Source organism: Janthinobacterium pasteuri (genome assembly GCF_051380775.1).
GTDB lineage: Bacteria > Pseudomonadota > Gammaproteobacteria > Burkholderiales > Burkholderiaceae_D > Janthinobacterium.
The window spans coordinates 142,908-162,014 of record NZ_JBNYXS010000007.1 but is presented as its reverse complement, the minus strand read 5'-3'; the positions used below and the strand labels follow the sequence as shown (position 1 = coordinate 162,014).

Below are 19,107 nucleotides of genomic sequence, written 5' to 3'. Positions count from 1 at the left end.
GTTACAGCCACCTTCCATTATTTTTCAATTTATTTTTTTCAACGCCTGTCACCAAAGGCCTGCATGCAACGAATACCTGTTAGCGAACATCTGCACAGCACGGAATTGCGGCTGCATGGCTTGATGCTGCGCGGGCTTGATGGCGATGCGCAGGCGTACCGCAGTTTCTTGCAGGCAAGCAGCGCCCATTTGCGTGCGTTCTTCCGGCGCCGCCTGCAGCGCTGGCCGGACGAGGTGGAAGACCTGGTGCAGGAATGTTTGCTGGCCATCCACAACCAGCGGCTGACGTATGACACGAGTGTGCCGCTGACGTCGTGGATCCATGCGATCGCACGCTACAAATTGATCGACTGGCTGCGCCGGCATGGGCGGCGCGAGGCGCAGCACTTGCCGTATGACGAAGAAGATAGTGCGCAGGAAATGTTTTCCAGCGCCGATGCCGAGGCAGCCGAGGCCAGCCGCGACCTGGGCAAGCTGCTGGCCACCTTGCCGGCGCAGCAGCGCGACGCCATCGTGCATACCAAGCTCGACGGCTGGTCCGTGCGCGACACGGCGGCCGCCATGGACATTTCGGAAGCCAGCGTCAAGGTGGCCGTACATCGCGGCTTGAAGGCACTGGCAGCCAATTTAAGGATGGAAGGAAGCGCACCATGAAAACCGATGACTTGATCGCCATGCTGGCCAGTGGCCCGGACGTGGCCACAGCAGCTCCCCCGGGTACGCACTGGCGCGCCGCGTCCACTTTGGGCGCCGGCCTGCTGGCCAGCGTGGCCTTGACGGCCATGCTGCTGGGCGTGCGCCCCAATCTGGAGCAGCTGGCACTGCTGCCCGACTTCTGGATCAAGGTGGGCTTTGTCGTGTGCCTCTGCCTTGCGGCCTGGCATGTCAGCCGCCGCCTGTGCGTGCCGGGCGCCAACGCGCGCGCCCTGCCACTGCTGATCGCCACGCCCCTGCTGCTGATGTGGGCGCTGGGCGCCATTATCGTGCAGGAAGCCCCAGCCGACCAACGCGCCGAACTGTTCTGGGGCGCCACCTGGCGTAGCTGCCCCTTGCTGATCGCCCTGCTCTCGCTCCCCATCCTGGCCGCCGTCCTGCGCCTGATGCGCCAGCTGGCGCCCACGCGCCTGCGCCTGGCGGGCGCGGCTGCCGGCTTTGCCGCCGGCGCCATGGCGGCGCTCGTGTACTGCCTGCACTGCCCCGAGCTGGCGGCCAGCTTCGTCGGCTTCTGGTACGTGCTGGGCATGCTGGTGCCGACCGCCATCGGCGCGGCCATCGGCCCCAAAGTGCTGGTCTGGTAAGGGGCTGGCAAAATCAGCTGCACACGTTGATAAAAAGTTGAATCCGTTCTTTTTCCCCGTTCGTACAAGTTAGGCAGCCTGCAGTTTCTTGGACTTGTCTGTCAACGCTAACAAAAATCGGGAGAATCGAAATGTCTTTGTCAATATCGAAAACCGCGCTTGGCGCGGCCATCCTGGGCAATTTTCTGGCGGCGGCCATTGCCCCGCCCGCTTTTGCCTCCAGCCACCGCGAAGCGCCATTCATCACGCAAAACCCCAAAGTCGACGCCACCGACTTCTATATGTTCCGCAGCTATGAAACGGGCCGCGGCGCCTACACCACCCTGGTGGCCGACTACATTCCCCTGCAAGACGCCTACGGCGGGCCCAACTATTTCGCCATGGACCCCAACGCCCTGTATGAAATCCATATTGACAACAATGGCGACGGCAAGGAAGACCTCACCTTCCAGTTCCGCTTCACCAACACCATCAAGGATGGCCAGTTCACCGTGGGCGGCAAGAAAGTCTCGATTCCGCTCGTCATCAACGGCGGCGCCATCGATAGCGTCAACCCGGCTGGGCTGAACGTGCGCGAAACCTACAGCGTAACGGTGGTGCGGGGCGACCGCCGCACGGGTACGCGCAGCAGCGTGACCAATGCCACGGGCGGCGGCACGACCTTCGATAAACCAGTCGACTACATCGGCACCAAGTCCATTCCCAACTACGCCGCATATGCCGCGCAGCACGTCTACACGGTCAACATCCCCGGCTGCGCCACGCCGGCGCGCATGTTCGTCGGCCAGCGCAAGGACCCGTTCGTGGTGAACCTGGGCGAAACGTTCGACTTGATCAATATCAAGGCGCCTGCCACGGAGTTTGCCGCGAATGCGGAATCCGCAGCCAAAGATGACCTGGCGCGGAAAAACGTCACGGCTATCGAGATGGAAGTGCCGACCACCTGCCTGACGGCGGGCACCGACCCCGTCATCGGCGGCTGGACCACGGCCAGCCTGCGCCAGGGCCGTTTGCTGAACCCGGCGCCGGGCAGCACCGCGGCGTCGAAGGAAGGCGGCGCGTGGGTGCAAGTGTCGCGTCTGGGCATGCCGCTGGTAAATGAACTGGTCATCGGCCTGAAGGACAAGGACCGCTTCAACGCCAGCAAGCCTTCGGGCGACGCGCAATTTGCCGACTATGTCACCAACCCGACGGCGCCAGCGCTGGTGGAAGTGCTGTTCGGCTCGGCAGGCGCCAAGGCGCCCACCAACTTCCCCCGCAACGACCTGGTGGCTACTTTCCTCACGGGCATCAAGGGCGTGAACCAGCCCGTCACCGTGACGGCATCGGAAATGCTGCGCCTGAACACCTCGATCGCGGCCACCAATGTCGGTGCGCAAAACCGCCTCGGCGTCATCGGCGGCGATAACGCAGGCTTCCCGAACGGCCGCCGCCCCGGCGACGACGTGGTCGACGTGGTGCTGCGCGTGGCCATGGGCAAGCTGTGCACCCTGAACATCGGCTGCGCTCCGGCCGACGCTCCTGCCGGCGGCCTGCACTTCACGGATGGCGCCTTCCTTGACGAAACGTCGTTCACGGCAGGTTTTCCTTACCTGAAAACCCCCGTGGCCGGTTCGCCGCAGCTGTAACCAGGAGAATGCGATGAAAAAGCTCTATGCATGCGGCGCCCTGGCGCTCACGGCCTTGCTGGCCGGCTGCGGTGGCGGCGGTAGCAGCAGTCACGACGGCGACAATGGTGGTGTCAATCCTCCACCCGTGGTCTTGCTCGACGCGTTTTATGTGGCCGTCAGCAACGTCATCCTGACCACCAGCGATGACAAGGACGGCGTGGCCATCGACGCCATCATGGCGACGTCTCCGGAAGATACGGAACCGGTGCCGCTGTAAGCCCCTGCGGGCGCCTGGGAGTACGCTCCCCGGCGCCCGTGCCAATTCCTGTCGATGGCGTCCACAATGAAAACACCGATTTCCCTGCTGTGCGCCTGCCTGCCTTTATTCGCACTGGCCGCACCCTACACGCCGAAAGATGGCAACGCCATCATCGAACAGTTGCCGCGCCGCGCCGACGCCACGCAGCTCGCCCTGCGCGGCCTGCGCCAGCAACTCGATGCGACGCCACAAGACCTGGCCCTGGCCAGCAGCCTGGCGCAGCGCTATATTTCCTTGGCGCGCAGCGAAACGGACCCGCGCTACCTCGGCTATGCGCAAGCGGCGCTGGCACCCTGGTGGCGGCAGGCGGCGCCGCCCCTGCCCGTGCGCCTGCTACGCGCCACTATCTTGCAAAGTACCCACAAGTTCGGCCTCGCGCTGCAGGATCTCGATGCCGTCATCGCGCAGCAGCCGCAAAATGGCCAGGCCTGGCTGACGCGCGCCACCGTACTCACCGTGCAGGGTGATTACGCGCAGGCAACGGCCGCCTGCGCCCGCCTGTCAGCCTTGACGACGCAACTGGTCACCGTCACCTGCCTTGCCAATATCGCCAGCGTCACGGGCCGCGCCGCCAGCAGCGAGCGTCTGCTGGACCTGACCCTGCAGAGGAGCAGCGGCGCGGCGCCCGAGCTGGAAAGCTGGGCCGCAACCCTGCTGGCGGAAATGGCCACGCGGCGCGGCGAAACGGCGCTGGCCGAAGCGCGCTACAAGCAGGCGCTGGCGCAGCAGCCGCGCGACAGCTATCTGCTGGGCGCCTACGCGGATTTCCTGCTCGACCAGCAACGCCCGCAGGACGTCGTCAAGTTATTGAAAGACCAGCAGCGCATCGACGCGCTGCTGCTGCGTTACGCGCTGGCCCTGCAATCTCTGCCCGGCCAGCAGACGGCATTCCTGGCGGCCAAAGCGGAACTGGCGGCCCGCTTCAACGCCGCCATGCAACGTGGCGACACCGTGCACCAGCGCGAGCAAGCCCGTTTCGCGCTGTTTTTGCAGCAAGATATCCCCGCTGCGCTGCAACTGGCGCAGAAAAACTGGGCCATCCAGAAGGAAGTGACCGACATGCGCGTCCTGCTGGAAGCATCGCTGGCCGCGCGCAATTACGGGGCCGCGCAACCGGTGCTGGCCTGGATCGCCGCGAATGGCGTGGAAGACGTGGCCCTGCAGCGCCTCGTCAGGCAGCTGGGGCCGCAGGATGGCCAGAAACTCAGTGCGACAAAGAAGGCAGGTGTACTGTGAAACGCTGCCTTTTCATCCTGCTACTGTGCGCCTGGCTGGCCCCCGCGCAAGCCCACAAGCCCAGCGACAGCTATTTGAGCCTGGCTATCCAGGGCCAGCAGATCGAGGGACAATGGGATATCGCCCTGCGCGACCTCGATTTCGCCATCGGCCTCGATGGCAATGGCGACGGCGCCCTGACCTGGGATGAAATCCGCGCGCGCCACGACGCGATCGCCGCCTATGCACTGCAGCGCCTGCAGGTGGCCAGCGACCAGGGCGTTTGCCCGTTGAAAGCTGTAGCGCAACTGATCGACAGCCACACGGACGGCGCCTACAACGTGCTGCGCTTCCAGGCCACCTGCCCCGGCACCGCGCCAGCCAGGGTGACGATCGGCTACACCCTGTTCGCCGACCTCGACCCGCAGCACAAGGGGCTGCTCAAGATCAACAGCGGCGGCGCCACGCAAACGGCCATCTTCGACCCGGACAGCCCGCGCCAGACGATTTCGCTGGCCGCACCCGACCGCCTGGCGCAGTTCGGCGCCTACGTCAAACACGGCATCTGGCATATCTGGATCGGCTATGACCATATTCTATTTCTGCTGTCGCTGCTGCTGCCGGCCGTGCTGCTGCCCGGCTTGCGCGAGCAACAGCAGGGCTTGAAGGCAGCATTTATCGACGTGCTGAAAGTCGTTACGGCGTTCACGCTCGCCCACTCCATCACCCTCAGCCTGGCCAGCCTGTCGCTCGTGTCCATGCCATCGCGCTGGGTGGAGTCGGCCATTGCCGCTTCCGTGATCCTGGCTGCGCTGAATAACCTGCTGCCCCTGTTCCGGGGCAAGCGCCCCGTGGCGGCCTTCGCCTTTGGCCTGATCCACGGCTTCGGTTTTGCCAGCGTGCTGCGCGACCTGGGCTTGCCGCAAGGTTCCTTACTGGCCAGCCTGCTGGGCTTCAACGTCGGCGTGGAACTGGGCCAGCTGGCCATCGTCGCCGCCTTCCTGCCCGTCGCCTGGCTGCTGCGCAAGACCTGGCTGTACCGCCAGGTGCTGACAGTGGGATCGCTGGCGATTGCCCTGGTGGCGTGTGTGTGGCTGGTCGAACGGATAGCCGACATCAAGCTGATCAGCGCGTGAGTGCATGAGCCGGGCCCATGCATCGGCGCATCAGCGCATGCCGATTCAAGGAAAGCCGATACAGGCCTGCGGCACGGCATCAACCAGCCACACCCCATTGTCCGACACATAAAACACGTGGCCTTGCGCCTGCATGGCACCCGCATCCACCGTCAGCACGACGGGCTTGCCGTGGCGCGCGCCCACGGCCAAGGCCGTTTCGCGGTTGGCAGACAGATGGACATGATTGCGCGAACCGGGCAGCAGGCCGCCCGCGCGGATCGCCTCGACATAACGGCTGGCCGTGCCGTGGTACAGCATGGCAGGCGGCGTGGCGGGTGGCAAGCCGATGTCGACGGCGGCCAGCGAGTGGCCCTGGTTGGCGCGGATGCGCAAGCCGTCGGCACTGATGGCATAGCGCGTCTTGCTGTCGCGCGCCACCACATCCTGCAATTGTTCACGGGAAATGGAGCGGCCATGGCTGCCCGCCTGCGCCAGCAGCTGGCCGATGTCGGCCCAGCCCTGGGCATCGAGTGCAAGGCCGATTTTCTCGGGCGCGTGGCGCAGTACGAGGGAAAGAAATTTACTGGTAGTGACCAAATGATCTGTCATGCCACAGTTTACCGTTGTCAGAACGCATATGACAAGGTCAGGCGCGCGGAACGCGGTTCCACCGGGTGGAAATGCCGGTCGTCCACCCCGTCCGCCGCCTCGCCGGGCAGGCGCGACGCATAGTAATAATCGATGTCGCTGGCGCGTTTATCGAACAGGTTGAACACGTCGAGCGACAGCCGCGTCTTGCGGTTGAGCTGATACGCAAGGCGCGCGTACGCCAGGGTTGTCGAGGCGGAGCGCACGCTGTTGTCCTCGATCAAGGGTCGGGGACCGAAATAGCGCAGCTGGAAGGCGCCCGACCAGGGCCCCTGGTCCGTCACCGTCACGCCGAACGAAGCCACCTTGTCGATGGAACCCGGAATGAAGTTGCCGGCCGGATCATGTTGCGTATAGCGCGAGCGCGAGGCGGCCAGGTCCAGGTCGAACAGCAGCCAAGGGGCGGCTATGTAATGGTTGTTCCACTCGATGCCGTGGCGGCGGCTGGCGCGACTCGCTTGCGTCTCGCCCGCGTCGCCCACGAACAGCAATTCCGATGCGAGATCGAGGCGCCACAGGGCCAGCGAGCTTTGCAGACCCGGCAGCCATTCCGTGCGCGCGCCCAGTTCCATGCCTTTGGTCGGCACCAGGGGCGTGACGGGTGTGGAAGGCGTGCCATCGGGCAAGCGCGTCTGCGTCGTGCCCCGCGCATCGTTGCTATGGAATCCCTTGCCATAATTGACAAAAAACTCCGTCTTGCGCCACGGCCCGAATATCAATGACAGCTTGGGCGACACCACATGGTCGCTCGCCGTGCCACTGTTGCCCTCCACGTTGCTGTCGACCTGGAAACGGTAGGCGTCGTAGCGCACGCCTGCCACGGAACGCAACCAGGGCAGCCATTGCACGGTGTTTTCCCCATACAGGCCGACGCTGGCCTCGCGCACGCGGTCTTCGCGCACCGTGCTTTGCCGTACCCGCTCCACCGTGCTGTACAGTCCGACGGGCGACAGCCGGTCGACACGCGCCTGCACGCCAAGCTTGTTGCGCAGGGGAAGACCGAACAGCTGCGTGGTCCAGCTTTCGCTGGCATTCACGCCCGCCACCGTGCGCCGCTCGCTTTGCTGGAACTGGTCGCCTGCAGCCGGGTCGGCCAGGAGGTAGGTGAAATCGCTGTTGAGCTCCAGCTGCGAGCGGATCAGGTAAGCATCGAGCTCGAACAGCCGGTTTTCAGTGCGCTGGCGCATGGCGTACGACAGGCTGTAACGCGACGTGTCGCCGCCGTCGCTGGGCGCCAGCGAGCCGAAACGGCCGATCTGCCCGGAGTCCACGGCGCGCAGCGGCACCTGGTCGGTGGCGTTCCAGCTGTTGCGATACGCCATGGCCGTCACGCTGTAGCCAGCGTCCGGCGTGCCCTGGCTGTAGCGCAGCACGCCGCTATATTTACGGACGTTTTCCGGCACGTCCCAGGGGCCGTTGTTGCGATTCACTTCCAGGCCATACAGCAAGGTGCCTGGTCCTGCACCAAAGGAATTGGCCACGACGCCCCGTACATAGCCGTGCTGGCCGACGGACATGCTGGCCTGGCCTTGCGGCAATTTATCGGCCATGCGGATGCGCGCCGCGCCGGCCGAGGCGAAATCACCTTCGCTGGCAAAATACGGCCCCTTCTTGTAATCGATGCGCTGCACCAGCTCGGGAATCAGAAAATTGAGGTCGGAATAACCCTGTCCATGGGCGTGCGTACGCATGTTGACGGGCATGCCGTCGACATACGTGGCGAAATCCGTGCCGTGGTCAAGATTAAAGCCGCGCAAAAAATACTGGTTGGCCTTGCCGTCGCCACTGTGCTGGGTGACGATCAGCCCCGGCACGAATTCCAGCAATTCGCCCGTGCGCAAGGCGGGCCGGTTGACAATCAAGTCCGTCGTGATGACGCCCTGGCTGGCCGCGTCCGAGGTGCCGACGGCGTTGTCGTAGTGGCCCGTCACACGTACGGTACGCGCTGCGTCGGCGACGGTGGCCGCCTCGGCTGGCGCTTGCGCCGCCACCTGGCGCTCCATGCTCAACAATACCAGTGCACAAGCTGCCAGCAGTTTGCGTTTTCTCAATCGCATCGCGTCTCCCCTTTTTATGATGGCTGTACAGGCTCCCATCGGATATATACGCGGCAGGCTGGCAGCCTGGATTCAGCATTTTTCAAGGAGCGACGGTGGACATCAACGACAGCGACAGCGACAGCACCGGCAAAGCGAGCAAAACCGCTATAACGGCCGCGCGCAAGCGCGACGTGCTGCCGTACATCCTGCTGTACATCCTGCTGGCGGGGCTGCTGGCCGTGCTGGCGGGCGCGCTGCTGCCGCCGTACTACCACGCCGTGCCAGCCCTGCTGTGGAGCCTGGGCTTTTGTGTCAGCGGCATGCTGCTGGGCTTTTTGTTCGGCATACCGCGCAGCCTGCCTTCGGGCACCGTCAACGTGGCACCGTCCGACGAGCGGGCCAATGGCAAGAGCCATCGCACGGACGAACCGCCCGCAGCAAGCGCCGATGCGGCGGCCGGCAACCCCAGCAATACCCTGTTTTTGGGCACGCCCACGCCCATGGAAATCAATTCGAATCTGGTGGAAGTGTCGGACTGGCTGACGAAAATCATCGTCGGCGTGGGTTTGATCGAACTTAAAAGCCTGCCCGGCAGCGCGCGCAGCATGACCGCCTTCATCGCCCCAAGCCTGGCCACGGACACGGCCACGGGAATGGCGGTGGTGGGCGGCATTATGCTGTTCTTTTCCGTGCATGGTTTCCTGATCGGCTACCTGCTCACGCGCATTTACCTGTCCATCATGATCAAGCGCGCCGACAGCCTCGTCAAAAACGAGTCCGTGCGCCTGGAAAGCGGCAAGGAAATCGAAGTGACGGAGCTGAGCCGTTTGCAGCAAAAGTCGCTCGACGACATGCAGGAAGCCGTCACGCAACTGCTGCTGGCCCACCCGCCCGATGGCGGCGCCGCCGTCACGGCCCTGGCCGGCGTGCCGGGGGCGCAAAAGCCGTCCAGTCTGGTGCTGTGGCTGGACGACCATCCGCGCAACAATACCTTGCTGGTGGAACAGCTGGAACGGGAAAACATCAAGGTCGACCAGGCTGTATCGATGCGGCAGGCGCTGGCCATGCTGCAACAGAGACACTATGCGCTGCTGATCACGGACATGGCACGGATGGAAAACCGCCGCCGCATCAAGGATGCGGGCGTGCGCACGGTGCGCGAGGTGCGGCAAGTGCAGCCGGACCTGCCGATCGTGGTGTATTGCAGCAAAGATACGGTCGCCAGCTACGGCACGCAAGCGCAGGCGGCAGGCGCGCGCTTCATCACCACGTCGGGCACCAGCCTGCTGGCCAGCGTCAACAAACTATTGAACGAAGAGCGCCAGGACGGCGATCAATCCACCCGGTAACGGTAGCTGCCCACGTAATGGAGTGAACTGCGCTGCGGATGCGCCAGTCGATTCGGCGCAAACACGCACACGCTCGCGTCGGCCTGCACGCCCTGCGCCTCCGCGTCCGCACAGGCCTGCGCCAGCCAGCTATCGCCATGCGACACGCCAGCGAGCAATTGCGCCAGCGGCGCTGGCGCCGCCAGCAGCGCGCTTTCCACACACGCTGACGCGTACTGCGTGAGACCCGTTTCCAGGAAGAATGGCGACGGCACTTCATTGCCATATTCCGTGTACGTGGGCGCCAGATAGGCCTGCAGCGCTTCCCGGCTGGTGAAGCGGCCGCTGCAGGTGAAGACGTGAACCATGGGCAAAATTAAAGCTTCTCCATCTTTTGCCGCACGGCCGGGGCCGTCGACGCCGTCGGTGCCAGTTCCAGATAGGTTTTGTATGCAGCCCTGGCCTTGGCGGCATCGCCGGCCTTGGCATACGCATCGCCGAGGTTCAGGTAGGCAATGGCGCGCGACGGATCCATCCTGACCGTGTTTTCAAACCAGCGGGCCGCTTCGCGGTATTTTTCCTGCTTGTAAAAGACAAAGCCCAGGTTATTGGCGGCCAGCGCAAAATCGGGGCGCAATTTCAGCGCTTCCGTAAATTGCGCTTCCGCCGCCGCATACTGTTTCTCCTTGTACAACTGCAAGCCGCGGTCGTTGGCCCGCTGCGCCAGCTGGCGCGTGGACGTCGGCACGGCGCCCGGCGTGACGATCTTCTGTTCGCCGCCCTGCAAATCCTTCACCGTCACGCTGGCGGCCGCCGGCTTGGCGTCCAGTTTGCTGTTCAGGGCGATGGCTTCCGTCGACAGCTGTGTCGTATTCGGGCTGAGGAATTCCGTTTCGCCCGGCAATTCAAAGACGAAATCGCCGCCTTCCGAGCCAGGCAGGCTGCCAAACGCGGGCGTCTGGTTCGAGACGCTGGAGACGGCCGGCGCCACGTAGGCGGCCAGTTCCGTCGCAGTGATCAAGCCATCACCATTCAGGTCGCCCTTGCCCGCCAAGCCTTGCAGCAGGGTCCAGGTGAACACGGAGTGGCCGTTCGGCCCGCCATCGGCCACCAGCTGGTCACCGCCGCCAGCTGTCAGCATTTGCCGGCCGATGCGCTTGGCGTTGTCGCGCAAAAAGGAGCTGGAACCGGCGCCGCGCGTCAGGCCCAGGCCGCTGTAGCAGGCATCCATGACGAAGAACGCATGCTTGGCTGTCAGGGACTCGGCGATATTCTGGATTTCCGTCATCGGGATCGCATCCGTGGCGAACTGCGCCGGGTCGGAATCGACGGGCACGATGTAGCCGAGGTCGCGTCCCGAGCTCAGCTTGCGCGTGGCGCCGTGGCCGGCAAAGAAGACGAAGATGCGGTCATTCTTTTGCACGCCGCCATGCGCCAGCTTGTCGTGGAAGGCGGCCAGGATATTGTTGCGCGTCGCTTCGCCATTTTTCAGGGTCACGACGCGCTCGGGCGCAAAAGCGAATTTTTCGATCAGGGTTTCGCGGATGCCTTGCGCATCGCGCACCGCGTATTGCAGTTTTGGCCACTTCGCATAATCATCGATGCCGATCACCACGGCCCAGGAATTCGCATAACCCGTGGTCACAGGCACTTTTTCCGGCGCGGGCGCCGTGCTTTTTGCCACCTGGAAGCTCGTGCCATCCCAGCCCGCGAATTGGTAGCCTTCGGCGATCAGCTTGTCTAGCACGGCAGGCAAGGCTTTCACCGTGCGTTCATGGATGTCGTGGAACAGGATGATGCCGCGTCCCGCCTTGTCGACGGACGCCAGCACGCGATTCGTGATGGAGCTGGGCACGGGGTCGGCCCAGTCCAGCGAATCGATATTCCACATCACGGATTTCAACTGCGCATCGGCCAGCGCGGCCATGCCTTCGCTGTTGCGCGCGCCATACGGAAAGCGGAACAGCGCGGCCCGCTCGGGGCTGATGGCTTTCAACAAGGTGTCGGTGCCGAGGATCTCGCCTTTCAGCTTGTCGCCCGTCTGTTTCGACAGCTGGGCATGACTGAAACTGTGGTTGCCCACGGCATAGCCCTCTTGCATCAGCTTGCGGCTCACTTCCGCGCCCGCGTTCAGCTTGGCGTGGCCTTCCGCATCCAGGCTGCCCAGGTTGCGGCCCACGTTGAAGAACACGGCCGGTACGCCATACTGTTTCAGGATGGCGCTGATTTCTTCCGTATAGCGGCGGTGCGGGCCGTCGTCGAAGGTCAGCACGATGGTTTTCTTCGGCAAGCCCAGACCGAAGATTTCCGCCTCGTCCTTCTTCGGGACGGGCTTGGCTTCAGGTACGGAGCCGGCCGGTGGCACCGCATAAGGCACGACAATGCCGTTTTCTTTGAGAATCTGTTCGCGGCTGTAGAGCTTTTTCAGCTGCGCCACGTAATCGTCCCAGCGCTCGCGCTTGAGTTCGATGGCGCGCTGGCCCAGGTTGCCAAAGATTTGCCGGATTTCCTTCTCGTAATTGCGCTCGATCTCGCCCAGCGCATCGAGGTCTTCCGAAATGCGCTTGTGCAGCTTGATCGCCGGCAAGGATGAATCCTTGGCCACGTCGGCCAGCATGCTTTGCAGCAGCTCGCGGAAGGCCAGGCGGTCCGCGTCATACAGGCCGGGGTCGGATTCGATATACGTGAGCAGGCTGTCGAGCGCCTCGAAGCGGCCCGGATTCGTGGGCGCCGTCAGCTGGTCCAGCGCCGCATCGAGCTTGGCGATGCGTTCCTGGTTTTCATGGAACAGCGCCTGCCCCACTTTACGGGCTTCGTCGCGCGCGCCTTCCGGCAAGCTTTGCTCGTCGGCCAGCAGCACGATGATCTTGCGGAAATTGCCCAGCAAATCGCGGAACTGGACGGCCACGGCGGCCGTATCAACGGCGGATCGGGGCGCGGCGGCCGGACTGCCCGAGGCGGGAGCGCCAGGCGTGGCGGTGGCGGCGGGACGGGTATAAGTGTAAATGCCGGCCCCAGCGGCGAGTGCCACGACGACGGTGGCGGCGATCTTGATCGGCTTGGAAGTCACAGGCTTGTCATTCCCTTCACATACTATGCATAGCATTCAGATGGCGCGGATGCGCAAGATGCATAATTGTAGAGCACGCTTGGCAATTTGATCATCCGCACGCTGAATTTCGGCAATAATATTGTCGCAAACCTCCATAAAAATAGTGAAAACGGGAAAGACGATGCACAAGAAACTCTGCGCTGCGGCGCTGATGCTGGGCGTGGCGCTGATGCTGCTGCAACTGCGCGCGCATGCGGGCGATGGCGTAGCCAGCGTGGCAGGGCGCGTGTGCGTGCCGCACTGAAGCGCTGAGGGCAAGGATCACGGCAGCCCACGCGCGGGCGCAGGCCCTCTGAATGGCTACCCCTGATCAGGATCGAAATGCTTGCGCAAGCCTTGCCAGCACTCGAAATAGTCGTTTTGCAGCAGGCCGCCGTCCAAGGCGAACGGCGTGGGCCTGAGGATGGTGCGCGTCTCGAACATGAAGGCCATGGTATCGCCCACCTTCATGGGCGCGGACGTGTCGCTGTGCGAGGCCTTCTCGAACGTCTGCGCATCGGGACCGTGGCCGGACATGCAGTTGTGCAGGCTGGCACCGCCCGGCACGAAACCGGCCGCCTTGGCGTCGTACACGCCATGGATCAGGCCCATGAATTCGCTGGCCACGTTGCGGTGGAACCAGGGTGGGCGGAAAGTATGCTCGGCGGCCAGCCAGCGCGGCGGGAAGATCGCAAAGTCGATGGCGCCCAGCAGCGGGTTCTCGCTGGGTGCCTGCAGCACGAGGAAAATCGACGGGTCGGGATGGTCGTAGCTGATCGAGCCGATGGTGTTAAAACGGCGCAAATCGTATTTGTACGGCGCATAATTGCCATGCCAGGCCACGACATCCAGCGGCGAATGGTCGAGCGTCGTGCGCCACAAATGGCCACCAAACTTGGCCACCAGTTCGCACTCGCCATCGATATCTTCATAGGCCGCGTGCGGCGTGAGGAAATCGCGGCTATTGGCCAGGCCGTTCGAGCCGATGGGTCCCATGTCAGGCAGGCGAAAAGCCGTGCCGAAGTTTTCACACACATAACCGCGCGCATGGCCGTCCGGCACGGTCACGCGGAAGCGCACGCCGCGGGGAATCACCGCGATTTCCTGCGGTTCCAGTTCGAGCAAGCCCAGTTCCGTGGCAACCGCCAGCCGGCCCTCTTGCGGCACGACCAGCAGCTCGCCATCGGCCGAGTAAAAGAAGCGCTGCATGGAACGGTTGGCCGCATACACGTGGATGGCGCAGCCGCTCATCGCTTCGGCACTGCCGTTGCCTGCCAGCGTCTGCCAGCCGTCGATGAAGTCGACCGGCGTGCTGTTGTCGGGCAGCGGCAGCGGGTCCCAGCGCAGCTGGTTAGGCGGCGTGGGGGGCATGGCGTGGAAATCGCTGACGATGCGCGTATTTCCCAGCAAGCTAAACGGCGGATGCTGGCTGGCGGGGCGAATGCGGTACAGCCAGGAACGGCGGTTCTGCGCGCGCGGCGCCGTGAAGGCCGTGCCCGACAATTGTTCCGCATACAGGCCCAGGGGCGCCTGTTGCGGTGAGTTTTGCCCGTGCGGCAAGGCTCCGGGGACGGCCTCTGTGGCAAATTCGTTGCCGAAGCCACTTTGGTAGCCGGCCCCTATCATGCGCTCACCGCCAGGAACAAGGCCGAACGCTGTTCGCACAGGCCGCCCATGGTGTGGCACAGCCCGGTATTAAGATTGTCCAGTTCAATGTCGGTCATATTGTCTCCTTGTTACTTTGATTGGACGATGCTGGCCGCCGCCAGCGGCACGGCACCATCGTCGCTGAAGTACAGTCCCGTAACATCGCCATCGGAGCGCTGCACCAGATCGCTAATATACCCCGCTTTTTGCCCGCCGTTGTGCGGCAGCACCAGCGGAGATTCCGGCATGACCGTACCCGGCGACGGACCGGCGGCAAACGTTTCGTTCTCTGGCGCATTCAGGGGCGACTGCGCATAGGCGATGGCGAATGCTGCAAGCGATGGAGGCAGTGTAGAACAGCGTGGTGATAAAGCCGAACCGGGTGCCGGACAAGCCCAGGTCTTGCATCATGGTCAGGCTGGCGAAGCCGATATTGACGCGGTCAAGAAAGGAAAATACGAACAGCAGGAACAAAAATCTCAGCACATGGCGCGATACCTTGCGCATCACCTGCTGTTCCAGCTGATTGGCAGCCGCGTCAAAAACGGGCGCAGTAGTGGCGGAAATGGCGGGGGTGGCCGCTTGGGCGATGGTCATGCATGTCACCATGAAGTATCACTCTCCCCTTGTTGATTTTGCTGGGGGAGAGCGGCCGGATGCTCCGGTTTGCAACACAGTATGCAGACGACCAGGCCAGCGGCTGCCCCCCATTTTGGGGACAATCGCTGGCCAAAAGGACTAAGTAACCGCCAATAGATTATTGTGATTTCTGACTTCCATAACCGACGCTTTGGGGGCGTTGCCCGCTGCTAGCAGTGCTCGCACTGCGTCGCAGCGGGCGCCTTGCATAGAGCATCCGGTTCTGTTCGTCATAATTTCACAATAATTTCCTGAGGATTACTTAACCGCGTTTTTTGATGGGCACGTTGTCGATCTTCTGGTTGCCATAGCTGAAGGAACCGTGGCCGCTCCAGTTATTATCGGTCACAAAGGTCGCTTCAAACTTGGCCAGGTAGCTGCCGATGGCCGGTGGCGGCACTGACACCACGTATTCGCCGCTCAGGCTGAAGACACGCGTGGCGCCGCCTATGCCCAGGCCGTGCACGGGGCCGCTGACGGGACGGATCACCACGCGACCATGCGGTGGCGCGATCGATTGCGTGATCAGGGCTTCGCCGCTGACGCTGCCATCGTCAGGGTTGTAAAACAGGGCCAGATTCAGGATGGGCGCGCCGGGCAGACCAAGATTACCGGCGATCAGATAGACGTGTTCTACCGCATTCAGTTCAGATGAGGACACAATGGACTCCTTCGAAGAATGATTCCTGAGCCATGAAAAGGCGAGATCGCGCGCGGCGACAGGCACTGGCTATCAGCCTTGCCGATGGCCGTTGTTTCCCGGCGCATCAACACTCTGCCGACAGCATAGCCTTTATTTTCGTGTCAATATGCTCACATTATTGCTTTGGATTCCAGTCGGGCGCGATAACGCTCTGGTTGCCGTCGAGTGCATAGTCATGGCACGTGTAGCTGTCGGCGATATCCTGCAAAAAATGCCCGCCGCGCCGGCCGTTTTCAGGATAGCGCCCGCCATGGCATTCACGTCCGCGTGGCCGATGGCGGCCACCAGGTCGAGGGCGCGCACCAGCTCCAGCTGGCCTTCCGCCTGCCGCCGCGCCACCTGCCAATAGCGCATGGCTGCCTCCCGTGACGCTTATTGTTGACGCTGCGGCAAGACCCAGTCCGGGCGGATGTAGTGGCAGGTATAGCCGTGCGGCAAGCGCTGCAGATAATCCTGGTGTTCCGGTTCCGCTTCCCAGAAAGGACCGGCCGGCGCCACTTCCGTCACCACCTTGCCTGGCCACAGGCCGCAGGCGTCGACGTCGCGGATGGTGTCTTCGGCCACCCGTTTTTGCTCGTCGCTGGTGTAAAAGATGGCCGAGCGGTAGCTCGTGCCGCGGTCGTTGCCCTGGCGATCTTCCGTGCTGGGGTCGTGGATTTGAAAGAAGAATTCGAGTATCTTGCGGTAGCTGATGGTGTTCGGGTCGAAGATGATTTCGATCGCTTCCGCATGCGTGCCGTGGTTGCGGTAGGTGGCGTCGGCCACGTCGCCGCCGCTGTAGCCCACGCGCGTGGCGATCACGCCCGGATAGCGGCGCAGCAAGTCTTGCACGCCCCAGAAGCAGCCGCCGGCCAGGATCGCGGTTTCGGTGTCTTGTGTCATGTTGTGTATTCCTTGATCTGAGAACCTTATCTTACCCTGTCGCGGCGTTTTCTTCAGCGGGCCAGCAAACGTTTCAGCTGCGCCGCCTGGTAGGCGCCGATGGCGTCGTTGAACAGGCAGCGGATCAAGGGGTCATCGACGATGTCCGCTTCCATCAGCCCGGCCTGCGTGGCCGCGTCGAAAGGACCATCGTTGATGCGCATGTACATCGACGTCAGCGATTCGCCCAGCACCAGCGCCGCATGGCACTTCGCCAGCGGCACCTCGGTGGTCCAGCCGGGCGCCTCGCCGGTGGCGGGCACCAGGTCGATGAAGTCGCCATGCGTGCGGTAGTGCAGCACGGTGGCCGCGCCGTCGTGGCCATACAGCGACAATCGCCACAGGCGCGGCGCCTGGAAGTAGCTATCCTCGGACAGCTCCATGTCGCGGTAGCGTTCGAGCAAGCCATGGCGGCAGAAGTCCAGCACCAGCGCCGTGTCAGCGGCATTTAAGGGCGCGAAACGGCGGGCAATCTCCGCCGTGGCGGATGGCAGCACCTCGGGGCGATAGTCGAAATCGACGTCCTGCGGCCCCACGGGTATGACCCAGGGCAAGGGTTCGGCGCTGCTCACGCCGTGCGCGTCGAGCAGCACCGACGTCGACGGGTCGAGGCGGAAGATGTGCGCGCCCGGCAGCGCGGCGCCGATTTCATCGGCGAAGCGGCGGTAGGTAATCGGGAACATCGCGTGGTTGTACCAGGACCAGTCTTCCTGCACGAACTGGCAAGAGCTGGGCACGAGGCAACGGGGTGCCAGTGCGCGCAGCTGGGGAATCCAGTCGTCGGGAAGCTCGACTTGCCCCCGCACTGCCTGCGACGGTGCGATGACGGCGATCTCGCGCATGGTCTGGAACGGCCACAAGACCATGTCCCAGGGCGCAAATGCGGCCAGCTGCGCCAGGGTTTCGGGGCCGATCCAGGAATCGACGACGTTGAGCACGTTCAGGCCGGCGGCGCGCACCTGGAACAGCGAGTCGACATCGTCGTCGAGCGCCCTGCGCGCGATCACCTCGATGGCGCCCACCCGCACTGGCACGTCCACGTGCAGCCGCTCGACGGCGGTAAAACCCAGCGCGCGGATCATCGCGAACAGCTCGTCAAAGACGCAGTACAGGTAGATGGGCGTGGCGCGGTCGAGCACATCGAGGCTGTCGAGCGAGCAGTGGTCGTCGTGGAAGTGCGAGATGAAGACGGCATCCCAGCGCAGCCGGCGCACGGCGTCGAGGTCGAAACGCACGGACGGGAACGCGTGGCAATTGCGGCTGAACGGGTTTTCGACGATGGGGTCGAAGGCGATAGCCGTGCCTTCGCATTCGAAGACATAGCCGGCGTGCAGGATGCGGGAGATTTTCAGGGGCATGGGAAGCTAAGAATACCCAACGGCGTGAATGCTGGGGTCAGACCCGGCGGGTCTGACCCCGGAACTTGCTTTGGGGGTGAAGATAATTGATGGGGAAATGCTTAATACGGATTATTCAGCACATCCATCGCGAAATACGTAAAGATCATGTCCGCGCCCGCGCGCTTGATGGCACCCAGGGTTTCCTGCACCACGCGGCGCTCGTCGATGGCGCCCGCCTGCGCGGCGAACTTGATCATCGCGTACTCGCCGCTGACCTGGTAGGCGCCGATTGGCAGGCGCGTCACTTCACGCAGGTCGCGGATGATGTCCAGGTAGGCACCGGCCGGTTTCACCATCAGCGCGTCCGCGCCTTCGGCTTCGTCGATCAAGGACTCGCGGATAGCTTCGCGGCGGTTCATCGGGTCCATCTGGTACGTCTTGCGATCGCCCTTCAGGGTGCTGCCTGCCGCATCGCGAAACGGGCCGTACAGGCCGGAAGCGAACTTGGTGGAATACGCCATCACGGGCGTATCGTGGAAACCGGCTGCATCTAACGCGCTGCGGATCGCCGCCACCTGGCCATCCATGGCCGCCGATGGCGCGATGATATCGGCGCCCGCCTGGGCCGCGATGACGGCCTGCTTGCCCAGGTTCAGCACCGTGCTGTCGTTGTCGACCGTGTCGCCATGCAGGATGCCGCAATGGCCGTGGTCCGTGTATTCGCAGAAGCAGGTGTCGGACATGACCACCATTTCCGGCACGGCGTCCTTGATAATGCGCGACATGCGCGCCACCAGGCCGTCCGGGTTCAGGGTGTCCGTGCCGTGACTGTCCTTGTGGTGCGAAATACCAAAGGTCATGACGGAGCGCAAACCGGCGCGCGCGTAGCGCTCGACCTCCTGCGCCAGCTTCGCTTCGGGAATGCGGCGCACGCCGGGCATGGACTTGATGTCGATGAAATCGCTGGCACCTTCATCGACGAAGATCGGCAGGACCAGGTCGCGCGGATTGATCTCGGTCTCGCGGAACAGCTCGCGCAGTTGCGGGGTCGCGCGCAGGCGGCGCATGCGCGAAGTGGGGAATTGTGCTGGCATGGGGTGACTGGCTTCAGGTTGAGAACGCCAACAAGTATACGCCCATCGCGCCAGTTGCGCCGGGCCGCCCGGCAAAAAAGCCGCGCAGGTCAAAAAA

At 63.4% G+C, this 19,107-nt stretch carries 19 protein-coding genes; 8 read left to right on the top strand and 11 right to left on the bottom strand.

What is annotated here, in order from left to right; all coding sequences use genetic code 11:
* The first annotated feature begins 63 nt into the window (after window positions 1-63).
* The 6 genes from ACQ4WN_RS09870 to ACQ4WN_RS09845 all read left to right on the top strand — a co-directional run bounded on the left by ACQ4WN_RS09870 (window position 64) and on the right by ACQ4WN_RS09845 (window position 5,578).
* Window positions 64-654 (top strand): sigma-70 family RNA polymerase sigma factor, encoded by a 591-nt coding sequence (locus ACQ4WN_RS09870; protein WP_436551375.1) that lies wholly within the window; start codon window positions 64-66, stop codon window positions 652-654.
* Window positions 651-1,298 (top strand): NrsF family protein, encoded by a 648-nt coding sequence (locus ACQ4WN_RS09865; RefSeq protein ID WP_436551374.1) that lies wholly within the window; start codon window positions 651-653, stop codon window positions 1,296-1,298. Before ACQ4WN_RS09870 ends, ACQ4WN_RS09865 begins: the two co-directional genes overlap by 4 nt.
* A 131-nt stretch (window positions 1,299-1,429) precedes the next feature.
* Entirely contained in the window at window positions 1,430-2,926 is a 1,497-nt protein-coding gene (locus ACQ4WN_RS09860) for a DUF4331 domain-containing protein (protein ID WP_436551373.1), read from the top strand.
* A 13-nt stretch (window positions 2,927-2,939) separates the two neighbouring features.
* Complete coding sequence (locus ACQ4WN_RS09855) at window positions 2,940-3,185, top strand: hypothetical protein (protein WP_436551372.1); 246 nt, start codon at window positions 2,940-2,942, stop codon at window positions 3,183-3,185.
* 66 nt (window positions 3,186-3,251) lie between these two features.
* A complete protein-coding gene (locus ACQ4WN_RS09850) occupies window positions 3,252-4,463 on the top strand; it encodes a tetratricopeptide repeat protein (RefSeq protein ID WP_436551371.1) in 1,212 nt (403 codons plus the stop codon).
* The gene (locus tag ACQ4WN_RS09845; RefSeq protein WP_436551370.1) at window positions 4,460-5,578 is read left to right on the top strand and encodes a HupE/UreJ family protein; all 1,119 of its coding nucleotides are present in this window, start codon (window positions 4,460-4,462) and stop codon (window positions 5,576-5,578) included. Before ACQ4WN_RS09850 ends, ACQ4WN_RS09845 begins: the two co-directional genes overlap by 4 nt.
* Window positions 5,579-5,623: 45 nt before the next feature.
* Here ACQ4WN_RS09845 and ACQ4WN_RS09840 read toward each other — a convergent pair whose 3' ends face one another.
* Both ACQ4WN_RS09840 and ACQ4WN_RS09835 read right to left on the bottom strand, forming a co-directional pair.
* Window positions 5,624-6,169 (bottom strand): RNA 2'-phosphotransferase, encoded by a 546-nt coding sequence (locus ACQ4WN_RS09840; RefSeq protein ID WP_436551369.1) that lies wholly within the window; start codon window positions 6,167-6,169, stop codon window positions 5,624-5,626.
* 17 nt (window positions 6,170-6,186) lie between these two features.
* On the bottom strand, window positions 6,187-8,265 hold the full coding sequence (locus ACQ4WN_RS09835) for a TonB-dependent receptor (protein WP_436551368.1): 2,079 nt from the start codon (window positions 8,263-8,265) through the stop codon (window positions 6,187-6,189).
* A 95-nt stretch (window positions 8,266-8,360) separates the two neighbouring features.
* Between ACQ4WN_RS09835 and ACQ4WN_RS09830 the strand changes: the two genes are divergently transcribed.
* Window positions 8,361-9,596: a response regulator gene (locus ACQ4WN_RS09830; RefSeq protein WP_436551367.1), complete on the top strand. Its 1,236-nt coding sequence runs from the start codon at window positions 8,361-8,363 to the stop codon at window positions 9,594-9,596.
* Here the strand turns inward: ACQ4WN_RS09830 and ACQ4WN_RS09825 are convergent.
* Window positions 9,581-9,943 (bottom strand): immunity 22 family protein, encoded by a 363-nt coding sequence (locus tag ACQ4WN_RS09825; RefSeq protein WP_436551366.1) that lies wholly within the window; start codon window positions 9,941-9,943, stop codon window positions 9,581-9,583. The genes ACQ4WN_RS09830 and ACQ4WN_RS09825 overlap by 16 nt on opposite strands.
* Window positions 9,944-9,951: 8 nt before the next feature.
* A complete protein-coding gene (locus ACQ4WN_RS09820; protein ID WP_436551365.1) occupies window positions 9,952-12,645 on the bottom strand; it encodes a polysaccharide deacetylase family protein in 2,694 nt (897 codons plus the stop codon).
* Between the two features lie 163 nt (window positions 12,646-12,808).
* On the opposite strand from ACQ4WN_RS09820, the gene ACQ4WN_RS09815 reads away from it, so the two are divergent.
* Window positions 12,809-12,931, top strand: coding sequence for a hypothetical protein (locus ACQ4WN_RS09815; protein WP_436551364.1), 123 nt, complete (start codon window positions 12,809-12,811; stop codon window positions 12,929-12,931).
* A 56-nt stretch (window positions 12,932-12,987) separates the two neighbouring features.
* Here the strand turns inward: ACQ4WN_RS09815 and hmgA are convergent, their stop codons facing one another.
* From hmgA to hemB, 7 genes are all read right to left on the bottom strand, one after another.
* Window positions 12,988-14,292 (bottom strand): homogentisate 1,2-dioxygenase, encoded by a 1,305-nt coding sequence (gene hmgA, locus ACQ4WN_RS09810; protein ID WP_436551363.1) that lies wholly within the window; start codon window positions 14,290-14,292, stop codon window positions 12,988-12,990.
* 210 nt (window positions 14,293-14,502) lie between these two features.
* Complete coding sequence (locus ACQ4WN_RS09805; protein ID WP_436551362.1) at window positions 14,503-14,910, bottom strand: hypothetical protein; 408 nt, start codon at window positions 14,908-14,910, stop codon at window positions 14,503-14,505.
* Between the two features lie 304 nt (window positions 14,911-15,214).
* Window positions 15,215-15,613 carry a DUF1842 domain-containing protein gene (locus ACQ4WN_RS09800; RefSeq protein ID WP_436551361.1) on the bottom strand — a complete coding sequence of 133 codons (399 nt, stop codon included), beginning with the start codon at window positions 15,611-15,613 and terminating at the stop codon, window positions 15,215-15,217.
* 132 nt (window positions 15,614-15,745) lie between these two features.
* Window positions 15,746-16,009: a hypothetical protein gene (locus ACQ4WN_RS09795; protein WP_436551360.1), complete on the bottom strand. Its 264-nt coding sequence runs from the start codon at window positions 16,007-16,009 to the stop codon at window positions 15,746-15,748.
* 18 nt (window positions 16,010-16,027) lie between these two features.
* Window positions 16,028-16,537, bottom strand: a complete 510-nt coding sequence (gene msrA, locus ACQ4WN_RS09790; protein WP_436551359.1) for a peptide-methionine (S)-S-oxide reductase MsrA — start codon at window positions 16,535-16,537, stop codon at window positions 16,028-16,030.
* Window positions 16,538-16,590: 53 nt separating this feature from the next.
* The gene (locus ACQ4WN_RS09785; protein WP_436551358.1) at window positions 16,591-17,934 is read right to left on the bottom strand and encodes an MBL fold metallo-hydrolase; all 1,344 of its coding nucleotides are present in this window, start codon (window positions 17,932-17,934) and stop codon (window positions 16,591-16,593) included.
* A 101-nt stretch (window positions 17,935-18,035) separates the two neighbouring features.
* The gene (gene hemB, locus ACQ4WN_RS09780; RefSeq protein ID WP_436551357.1) at window positions 18,036-19,010 is read right to left on the bottom strand and encodes a porphobilinogen synthase; all 975 of its coding nucleotides are present in this window, start codon (window positions 19,008-19,010) and stop codon (window positions 18,036-18,038) included.
* Window positions 19,011-19,107 lie beyond the last annotated feature (97 nt).